This is a genomic window from Selenomonas sp. CM52 (genome assembly GCF_000292955.1).
In the GTDB taxonomy this organism is placed as follows: Bacteria; Bacillota; Negativicutes; order Selenomonadales; family Selenomonadaceae; genus Selenomonas.
The window spans coordinates 1-7,430 of record NZ_ALNM01000054.1; the positions used below are offsets into that span (position 1 = coordinate 1).

Below are 7,430 nucleotides of genomic sequence, written 5' to 3' on the forward strand. Positions count from 1 at the left end.
CAGGACTCTTGATGCGTTCTCCCGATGATGCAGTCTACAACTTCATGGACAAGAAACGCTCCGAGGGAAAGCCTTACTACGTCTATATGACGGCAGGAGCGAATAAGTTCCTGCGCATCTACTACGGGCGCGTAAATGAGTATTTGGCAAGCCTTTCCAAAGAACAAGAATAGCATTTCACTACCGTCCCTTTGGTCGGCGCTCCTGCGGCGACCTATTTGTGTTGCTCAAATTCCACTTGCCACAACTCCTCATCTTTTTTCATCTAAGGGCTTGACTTTTTATTTGCAGGCTTAATCGAGCTTGGCTGTTTTTCCAGGAGAGACTTATGCCTTCTTACAAGTTCTTTTTGGAGCCTGTCAAAAGAACTCGACGAAAAGTAAACGCTATTTATTTAAAGGAAATAACAATCTTATCTACAACTCTCGATGAAACCTCTACGTTCCGCACCATATGACACATTTCGTTGACAAGGGGGGGAATCATGATGCAGTTTGACCGTGTTATTGCATCGTCACTACTCTTTCATTACATCAAAAAAGACACGAGTTGGCATTCTCGTGCCTTTTTCTTTTTACCTGTTTTTAGCTCGCCGTCTCGTTGGCGCGCGTGAGGTAAATGACGCGCCCAGTGTAGTACGGATAGCTCGGCGGCGTATATCCTTGTTTTTGGTCGGTATCTTCATGTCCCGCATAGTTCTGCGGATCGAAGACTTCTTTGAGGATGATTTTGTTCGGCTGCGCGCCTTCATATTCCCACTCGTAGAAGTAAGGATAAAGCCACCCCATCTTTGTTTGCCATCCTTCCATTCCTGCGTTAATCGCTTCATAGTCAAGGTAAGGAAGGAGAAATTGAGGATTGTTTAACTCAACTTCCGAATGTCCAAATCCGGTTAAACCGCCCATGACGTCGGTTGTTGTCAACTTATTGCCTTCTGCGGGAGATGAATAGTCGCCATACTTTGTTTTATTATCTTTAATGTTCATAAAGTCAGGAGGAAGATTTGTTTTGGAAAATTCTTCACTAGACGTAACATCGAACATTTGAAGGATGTTATATCGATGCGTTTCGTCGGTTGGAATCCCCATGACAGGCATAAAGCGCATCAAAGAGTGTCCTTGGAGGAAAGTTTGTCGGTTAACCATGTGTTTAGCAACTATATCTTTTGGGTTCATTGAATATGCGTCAATATACCACGGTTTTGAAATTAACCAATGCAAATCAAGCTCTGTTTTCCCATTAGGAATCCAACCTTTTCGCCCATCTTCACTTGTTGTAAAATCATCCCATGTGAGATTTTCAAGATTTTCAAAATAGATTTCTTCTGGTAGTTTGCCTAAATAGGCTTTTATAATAGATGATATCTCCTTGTGAACTACATCTCCTCTTTTGTTTTGCTTCCAATCAGATATATCACGCGCGTCTTTTAAAGCATTTGCATACTTCGGCGCTTCAATCTTGCTTCCATATTCGTACACAGAACGCTTACCGCGCTCATTATCGTCAAACTGGTGCTTGAGTTCTTCAATCACCTGTGGGGCAACCTGTTCTACACCCTTATATGCTGATGCAACAGCGCTTTGGAGGTCTGTTGGAGTATATGTTGACTCGGAATACTCATCAATAAAATTCATAGGGTCATAAATGTTATACGGATAGCCAAGGTTTTGTTCGATATATGTCTCCGCGCTTTTAAGAGACTCTTCCCATGATTTTTCTCCTTCTCCGTATCTGTCACGAACAACTCCTTCATAAGTTATTGGGTTGGTTGTGTTACTTCCGTACACATCAAGGAGAATATTCTTAGAGTCTTTGTATTTGCCTTTGTCGTACTCATCAATAGTTACATCGGCATACTTTCTGCCGTTAACCATGATCGTGGCAATTACGTTGCTGCGAATTCGCGCCTTATCAGAAATCGGTGTCGCTGTTTTTGCCTCTTCAGGCTCAACAGTGACAGGTTTATGCTGATGGCGATACCAATGCTCAATCGGTTTAATTGTATTTCCGCAATTAATGTCTCTATTTGGATTGTTGTCGCAAAATGTCTTTTTCTTGGTTGTGCTTGAACCTTGCGGACTCGGTTGCACAGGTTCATCAGGCATCGGTTGCTGCATCATCTGCCACAACAGAATCGCAGTATAAACATCATCCGAGTCAAAATCAAATGCCTGCGCCGTCTTCGGCGTCGCAATAGGCGCACAAAGCGCAAACGCTGTGCTGAGTGCGAGCGTTGTTTTCAGGAATTTCTTTTTCTTTGAGTTCATCTGGTTTCCCTCCATGGTAAACTTAGATCGTATTGTTCATTACATTTTGGATCGTCGTATTGCGTTGTACGAAATACACGAACCGACACAGATAACTCCCGGCTCAAATTAAATTCACATAATTCCATTCTCCTATACAAATCCTGCCAGTATGGGAATTATACACCTTTTCTAATCGTTTATCAAGTATCTTCATTACAAGGGAAGCCATGATGCGCAACAAAACGGGACAGCCTTGCAGCTGTCCCGTTTTGTATATGTATCCTTTTCAGATTCCCGCAGCTTTCTTCAAGGCATCCGCCTTGTCTGTCTTCTCCCACGGCAGATCAGCATCGGTGCGGCCGAAGTGTCCGTAGGCCGCCGTCTGCTCGTAGATCGGGCGGCGCAGGTTGAGGTTGCTGATGATCGAGGCCGGACGCAGATCGAAGTTCTCGTGCACAAGCTTTTCGATCAGAGCTTCGTCCACCTTGTTCGTGCCGAACGTATCGACCATGATCGATACGGGACGCGCGACGCCGATGGCGTAGGCAAGCTGGATCTCGCAGCGATCGGCGAGTCCTGCGGCGACGACATTCTTCGCCACATAGCGCGCGGCGTAGGCAGCGGAGCGGTCGACCTTCGTGGGATCCTTGCCCGAGAAGGCGCCGCCGCCGTGACGCGCCATGCCGCCGTAAGTGTCGACGATGATCTTGCGGCCCGTGAGACCCGAATCGCCCTGCGGGCCGCCGATGACAAACTTGCCCGTCGGGTTCACGAAGTACTTCGTGTCTGCCGTCAGAAGCTCTGCCGGAATGATGACCTTGATGACCTTTTCAATCATATCCTTGCGAATCGTTGCCAGGTCGACTTCCGGATCGTGCTGCGTGGAGATGACGACGGTATCGACGGCGACGGGCTTGCCATCCTCGTAGCGCACCGTCACCTGCGTCTTGCCGTCGGGGCGCAGGTAGCCGAGTTCGCCGCTCTTACGCACCTCTGCAAGGCGACGCGCCAAACGATGCGCGAGTGCGATCGGCAGCGGCATGAGCTCGGGCGTCTCATTCGCCGCATAGCCGAACATCATACCCTGATCGCCCGCGCCGATGGAGTCGGCGACATCGGACTCACCTTCCTTCGCCTCAAGCGCCTTGTCAACGCCGAGTGCGATATCGGCAGACTGCTCATCGAGCGATACGAGAATGCCGCACGTCGCTGCATCGAAGCCATACTTCGCACGCGTGTAGCCGATCTTCTCCACAGTCTTGCGGATGATGTGCGGGATGTCGATGTAGCACGAGGTCGAGATCTCGCCGACGACATGCACCTGCCCCGTCGTCACCAATGTCTCGCACGCCACGCGCCCCTGCGGATCTTTTGCGAGGATCGCATCGAGAATGGCATCAGAAATCTGATCGGCCATCTTGTCGGGATGACCTTCCGTCACCGACTCGGAAGTGAACAACATCGTTTTGCTCATGGTATGCTCCATTCCGCCGCTGCCGCCTGCGGCAAATATCTGGAAAAGCAAGGTGCGACCTTCCCTGCCCGGCGGCCTCAAAGCGCCGCTTTCATGAAATCGTCCGCGAAACATCTTCAGCAAAAGCCGATTCGCAGCATACATCATCCATCAAAAAAGACTCTCTTCCTACGAAAAGAGAGTCTTCCTTCGCTCCCATCTCATAGGCAATACCTATAGGAATTGGCACCTTTTTGGCCTACGCCAACGGTTGCCGCAGTTTCATAGGGCCAGTCCCTCCACTGCTCTTGATGAGTGATATTCGATTTAGCTTTATTATACGAGAAAACATTTCAATTGTCAACTATTTTTGTAGGGATTCGATGCGGTCGAGGAGAACCTCTGCCACCTTCCGCTTGCTCATCAAAGGAATTTCCTCGACGGAGCCATCACGCGCGACGATCTTCACGAGATTCGTCTCCGTATTGAATCCCGCGTCGGGGCACGTCACATCATTTGCCACGATGAGGTCAAGATTCTTCTTTTGGAGCTTCGCCTTCGCGTAGTCGAGGAGATTCTGCGTCTCTGCCGCAAACCCCACAAGGATCTGCTTCTCCTTTTTCCGGCCGCCCAGTTCCAGCAAAATATCGGGATTCTTCTCCAAGACAAGCGTGAGTTCAGCGTCGTTCTTCTTGATCTTCTGCGCTTGCCGCGTCTTCGGGCGATAGTCGGCGACGGCGGCCGCCTTGATGACGATCGCAGCGTCCTCGGCTTCCTGCAGCACGGCATCGCGCATGGCGAGCGCCGATTCCGTACGCAGGACGCGCACACCGTCGGGATCGGCGAGCGCGACGGTGCCGCCCGCGACGAGCACGACGTCAGCGCCGCGCCGCGCCGCCTCCTGCGCGATGGCATAACCCATCTTGCCGCTCGAACGATTGCCGATGAAGCGTACGGGATCGATGGCTTCAAGCGTGCCGCCCGCCGTCACGAGCACTTTCTTGCCAGCGAGCGTCTTGCCGCGTGCGCCGGCTTCTTCCAGCTCGCGCACGATGTCCTGCGGTTCCGGCAGACGTCCGACGCCCGAGGCGCCGCAAGCCAAGTATCCCGACGCCGGCTCGATCTTATGCCAGCCACGCGCTTGGAGCTTTGCCATATTTTCCTGCGTCACGGGATTTTCATACATCGCGCTGTTCATCGCCGGAGCGAAGAAGATCGGCGATGTGACAGCGAGCAGTGTCGTCGTCAGCATGTCGTCGGCTATGCCTGCCGCCGCCTTGGCAATGATGTTCGCCGTAGCGGGCGCGATGAGCACAAGATCCGCCAAACGCGCCAAAGCGATATGTTCGACGTTCCAATGCGCAGGCTCTTCCCACATGTCGAGCGACACGGGCTGTCCCGTGATCTCGCGGAAGGTCAGCGGCGTGACAAAATGGGCGGCCTCCTTCGTCATGACGACGTGAACCTCCGCCCCTTTCTTGCGCAGGCGGCTCGCAATCTCCACCGCCTTATAGGCGGCGATGCCGCCCGTGACGCCTAAAAGGATCTTCCTGCCCGCAAGAACCATTACTTTATGCCGCCTTTGCTGCGTCGATAAAGGATGTCGCCTTCAGAAATCTCCTCCAGAGCAATCGTCACATCTTTCGAGGACTTCGCCACCACCTTCGGCTCATCGCCGCTCAAAAGCTGACGCGCACGCTTCGCCGCCAAGACGACGAGTGTGTAGCGGCTGTCGACTACCTCCAAGAGTTTGTTGATCGAAGGATCTGCCATGCTCATATCGGATCTTCCCTTCCCTTTTCTATTTCGTCAAAAAGCTCTCCATTGCGTGCGACAAGGCGCCTCTCCGCCGCAAGGATGGCGCAGACGGAATCGACTGCGCCATCGACCTCGTCGTTCGTGACGACGTACTTGTAGCACTTTCCCGCTTCAATCTCATCGATCGCCGCAGCGAGGCGCTTCTGCAAGACCTCCTCCGTCTCCGTATCGCGTCCGCGGATGCGCCTTTCCAGCTCGGCGAGCGACGGTGGCAAGATGAAGATGTAGACGCCCTCAGGAAACTTCTCGCGCACCTTCATCGCGCCCTGCGTGTCGATCTCAAGCAAGATGTCCTCGCCCGCCGCGAGCTTTTCCTCCACCTTTTTCAATGGCGTTCCGTAATAATTGTCGTAGACCTTTGCCCATTCGAGCAATTCGTCCTTTTCGATCATTTTCTCGAACGCCTCGACCGAGAGGAAATAGTAGCTCTCGCCGTCGACCTCGCCCGCACGCGGCTTTCGCGTCGTAGCGGAAACGGAGTAGGCAAGCGGCGTCTTTTCCAAGAGCGCCTGACAGATCGTGCCCTTGCCCGCACCCGACGGGCCGGAAACGACGACCAAAAGTCCTTTTCTCATTTTCCGTCCTCTCTTTCTTTCGTTTCCGGAGTGTCTGACTCAAGAACGCGATGCGCCACGGTCTCCGGCTGCACGGCAGAAAGAATCACATGATCACTGTCCATGATGGCAACGGCGCGCGTCCGTCTGCCGTAAGTGGCGTCAATGAGCCTGCCGCCGTCGCGCGCCTCCTGAATGATGCGCTTGATCGGCGCCGATTCAGGGCTGACGATCGCCACGACGCGGTTCGCCGAAACGATGTTGCCAAACCCGATATTGATGAGCTTGATGTCCATATTGACCCCTCACTCGATGTTTTGCACCTGCTCGCGCAGCTTCTCGACCTCACTCTTGATCTCGACGACAAGTTTCGCCGCCTGCGTGAAGTTCGCCTTCGCGCCAATCGTGTTCGTCTCGCGATTGATCTCCTGAATCAGAAAGTCGAGCTTCCTGCCGATGGGCGCTTCCTCCACCTCGATCGTCTCACGGAACTGAGCGATGTGGCTCTTGAGGCGCACGACCTCTTCATTGTAGCTGATGCGGTCAGCGTAGAGCACCGTTTCCTGCAGGATGCGCATCTCATCAATTCCCTGTCCCTTGAGCATTTCGCTGAGGACGTTCCTCAGGTGCGTGCGGTAGCGCTCGACAATCTCCGGCTCGAAGGCCGAGAGTTTTTCGATTGCCTCGGCAAGGAAATCGAGGCGCGGCTCAAAGTCGAGGCGCGTATGCTCGCCCTCCTTCTTTCGCATTTGGGCGAAATGCTCCAAAGCGTTTTCCAAGGCGTCAAAGACGAGTTCGCGGGCGTCAAGCACATCGCGGCTCTCCTCGTGCACGCGCAGGACGTCGGGATACAAGGCTATTTTACATACATCGGCGGGCGGTGTCAAATGCAGGAAATCGCCAAGTTCGTAAAGCGCCGTCTGATAGGCGCGTGCCAAGTTCTTGTCAACGACGATGGTCGCTTCCTTTTCACGCTTGTCATGAAAGGCGATGTTCACATCAATCTTGCCGCGCGCCGAGAATTTCTTGATGGCATGGCGCATATCGTTCTCAAAGACATTGAGAGCGCGCGGCATGGAAAACGATATGTCCAGATACCGCTGATTGACCGATTTCACTTCCACATGAACCTTGTAATCCTCATTCTCCCGGCCCGCCGCGCCGAACCCCGTCATGCTCTTCATGCCAACAGCCCCCCATTCCTGCTCATTCAGGGAACCGCCAATCTCATCAGCGTTTCCTTCATTTTGTTATATCATAATATTTTACCATGAAAATTCAAGAGGTCAAGCCCGAAGGGCGCAGACCGATTGGCTTTTTCATGTAAGGGCGGCGCACAATGTCCACAAAGTGGAC

7 protein-coding genes, 1 pseudogene and 1 riboswitch are annotated in these 7,430 nt (G+C 52.6%); of the genes and pseudogenes, 1 reads left to right on the forward strand and 7 read right to left on the reverse strand.

Annotated elements, in window-relative coordinates:
- A pseudogene (locus HMPREF1153_RS12845) lies at positions 1 to 173 on the forward strand (IS110 family transposase); the annotation flags it as partial.
- 411 nt (positions 174 to 584) lie between these two features.
- On the opposite strand, the gene HMPREF1153_RS11870 reads toward HMPREF1153_RS12845, so the two are convergent.
- The 7 genes from HMPREF1153_RS11870 to HMPREF1153_RS11900 all read right to left on the reverse strand — a co-directional run bounded on the left by HMPREF1153_RS11870 (position 585) and on the right by HMPREF1153_RS11900 (position 7,258).
- Complete coding sequence (locus HMPREF1153_RS11870; protein WP_009647205.1) at positions 585 to 2,267, reverse strand: hypothetical protein; 1,683 nt, start codon at positions 2,265 to 2,267, stop codon at positions 585 to 587.
- 268 nt (positions 2,268 to 2,535) lie between these two features.
- Positions 2,536 to 3,723: a methionine adenosyltransferase gene (metK, locus tag HMPREF1153_RS11875; RefSeq protein ID WP_037370733.1), complete on the reverse strand. Its 1,188-nt coding sequence runs from the start codon at positions 3,721 to 3,723 to the stop codon at positions 2,536 to 2,538.
- A gap of 192 nt (positions 3,724 to 3,915) precedes the next feature.
- Positions 3,916 to 4,020: riboswitch (SAM riboswitch) on the reverse strand.
- Positions 4,021 to 4,066: 46 nt separating this feature from the next.
- Complete coding sequence (gene coaBC, locus HMPREF1153_RS11880; RefSeq protein WP_009647204.1) at positions 4,067 to 5,269, reverse strand: bifunctional phosphopantothenoylcysteine decarboxylase/phosphopantothenate--cysteine ligase CoaBC; 1,203 nt, start codon at positions 5,267 to 5,269, stop codon at positions 4,067 to 4,069.
- Positions 5,269 to 5,481 (reverse strand): DNA-directed RNA polymerase subunit omega, encoded by a 213-nt coding sequence (rpoZ, locus tag HMPREF1153_RS11885; RefSeq protein WP_006191407.1) that lies wholly within the window; start codon positions 5,479 to 5,481, stop codon positions 5,269 to 5,271. The genes coaBC and rpoZ overlap by 1 nt, the downstream gene beginning before the upstream one ends.
- On the reverse strand, positions 5,478 to 6,095 hold the full coding sequence (gene gmk / locus HMPREF1153_RS11890; protein WP_009647206.1) for a guanylate kinase: 618 nt from the start codon (positions 6,093 to 6,095) through the stop codon (positions 5,478 to 5,480). Before gmk ends, rpoZ begins: the two co-directional genes overlap by 4 nt.
- A complete protein-coding gene (gene remA, locus HMPREF1153_RS11895; protein WP_006191405.1) occupies positions 6,092 to 6,370 on the reverse strand; it encodes an extracellular matrix/biofilm regulator RemA in 279 nt (92 codons plus the stop codon). The genes gmk and remA overlap by 4 nt, the downstream gene beginning before the upstream one ends.
- Before the next feature lie 9 nt (positions 6,371 to 6,379).
- Positions 6,380 to 7,258: a YicC/YloC family endoribonuclease gene (locus tag HMPREF1153_RS11900; protein WP_009647208.1), complete on the reverse strand. Its 879-nt coding sequence runs from the start codon at positions 7,256 to 7,258 to the stop codon at positions 6,380 to 6,382.
- Between the last annotated feature and the right edge of the window lie 172 nt (positions 7,259 to 7,430).